Genomic DNA, 2,180 nt, shown 5'->3' on the forward strand with positions numbered 1-2,180 from the left:
GTAAATTTTCAGCGTTGCTGGCTCCCCGTCAGCCGGATTGGGTTGCATCGCAGGGGTGTCGAAAGAGTCAACTGCGGTCCAAAGCTGTTGGACTTGGGTGAAAAGGGCGTTTATTCTTCCTATACGTGAACCGCATCCTACGGAATGAGTAACCCTTGCCCTATTGTGAGTAGAACGTCGTATAATTCAAACGAAAGCAGTTAATAGGTATGAAATATCACAGCACAAAAGAGCGACAGGACATGTTTAGATGATGTTATTATAAAATAATAACATCATGGATGAATAAAAAATAATTTTCTATCTTTACAACTATGTTATACTTCTATGATAAGGCTATGATGGCAAAGCCTTGGTTTTCCTAATCAAATAGTCGCCGAGATGGCTTCAATGCGACAGTAGGTCTACTGTCTCACAATTAATTCATGTATCAGATTTTTGTTCCCTGATGGGAAGTGTTATCCATACGAAAAGAATATGGGTAAAGTGTTACACCTGTATATGACATTCAGAATGTCCTGTCGGGGGAACTGGTACCAATTTAATAAAAGAAAACAGTATAGAAATGACAATCGAAGATATGCAAACATTAGCCCTAGAGCATGGGCTGAGAATTTCGGAAGAGATGAGCGTCAATGAGATGGGCATCGACTTTAGAGTTGCCTTTGTAAAGGAAGTAAACGGTGAGAACTGGGTACTCCGTATACCTCGAAGAAGCGATATGCTTGAACAAATCGAAAATGAAAGTAGAATATTGGATTTAGCCAAAAGAAACCTGTCGATCAATGTCCCTGATTGGAAAATTGTATCGGAGCGCCTAATAGCCTACCCTTTACTGGAGGATGCGCCTGCTCTGACATTCGATGCGATAACACATGAGGTTTCTTGGAACATAGATCGCGATAGCATAGCTTATGTGGAGTCTCTGGCAAAATCATTGGCCGAATTACATCGTATTACAGCTGACGATGTGAGAAAGAGCAACTTGAAAATAATGACTCCAAGTGAATTGAGGACCGAAATAGCTGACCGTATCCACTTGGTGAAATCTGAGATAGGTATCAGCGAGCCGTTGGAAAACAGATACCGTAGATGGTTGGACAATGACCCTTTGTGGCCTGAATTCACTTGTTTCATCCATGGCGATCTCTATGCAGGGCATGTCTTAACCTCGAAGGAAGGTAAGACCTCTGGTATCATAGATTGGTCTACTGCGCATATGGGTGATCCTGCACTGGACTTTTCTGGTCACGTATCGGTTTTTGGAGAGGATAGCCTGAAGAGTTTGATAACGGAGTATGCTAAACAAGGCGGAACGATATGGGATAGGCTCTACGAACAATCTATAGAGAGGGCTGCTGCAGCTCCATTAGCATATGGCGCTTTTGCGGTAGAGTGCAACGACGATAATCATATCAATGCCGCCAGAGCAGCCTTAGGTATTGTTCAATAAAATGATGTGAGGATACTTTTTTAAATGCTAAAATAGGAGTTCGATTGGTGCCACTTAAGAGTATCATTGATTTCTATTTTAGCCAGTATCCTCCACTTTTAGGAGCTCCTCGAAACTCGATTTTATGATCATCTCTTAAGATTTTGAGCCACCGCTCTACTATCTTGACAGGAACTAATAGCTCGTTTACTAAAAATGGTGCACGCTTTCCTGGATTAGTTCTTATCTGATTAAATAGTAGATTTACTCCCTCACTTACTCCCTCATTAGATTCGAAAAGTAGCTTTGATGAGACAATAACTCGAAAACCGTGCTGGAAATTTTCAAAGACAGGGGGACGCAGACCATAGGATGCGAAGCCTTCTTGGATTCGTTTGATGCCTGACCCATATTTTTCAATAAAATGCGCTTCTTTGAACGTGGCAGATATCCTTTTATTGCGCGCCCATGGCGAGTAATCTTCACGAAGAAGCTGATCAATCGTTAAGTTATCAGCTAAACCACCTGGATTGAAAAACTCTATGGAATTGTAATACACCCTGATTATGGAATCGGCAAATTAATTTGGACTTGGGTGAAAAGGGCGTTTATTCTTCCTATTACGTTGTCGGCAGCGGGCCAAAAAGGAATACGTCCATGCCCATCGAGGTGAAACCGGCTGTGAGCGCGGGTTCAAGCATATAGCCCGACAGGCGCGTATCCTTGCCGATCACGACACGATGGCGGT

General features: G+C 42.5%; 2 protein-coding genes and 1 pseudogene. 1 reads left to right on the plus strand and 2 read right to left on the minus strand.

The features are described from left to right. Positions 1-565: 565 nt before the first annotated feature. Positions 566-1,453 (plus strand): Mph(E)/Mph(G) family macrolide 2'-phosphotransferase, encoded by an 888-nt coding sequence (gene mph / locus FTU03_RS15855; RefSeq protein WP_071830579.1) that lies wholly within the window; start codon positions 566-568, stop codon positions 1,451-1,453. Positions 1,454-1,526: 73 nt separating this feature from the next. Here the strand turns inward: mph and FTU03_RS15860 are convergent, their stop codons facing one another. Both FTU03_RS15860 and FTU03_RS15865 read right to left on the minus strand, forming a co-directional pair. Then, a complete protein-coding gene (locus tag FTU03_RS15860) occupies positions 1,527-1,991 on the minus strand; it encodes an ATP-binding protein (RefSeq protein ID WP_071830580.1) in 465 nt (154 codons plus the stop codon). A 67-nt stretch (positions 1,992-2,058) separates the two neighbouring features. Continuing rightward, positions 2,059-2,180, minus strand: a pseudogene (locus FTU03_RS15865) (hypothetical protein); the annotation flags it as partial.

The sequence above is a fragment of the Acinetobacter sp. YH12046 genome (assembly GCF_013419905.1).
Classification (GTDB): domain Bacteria; phylum Pseudomonadota; class Gammaproteobacteria; order Pseudomonadales; family Moraxellaceae; genus Acinetobacter.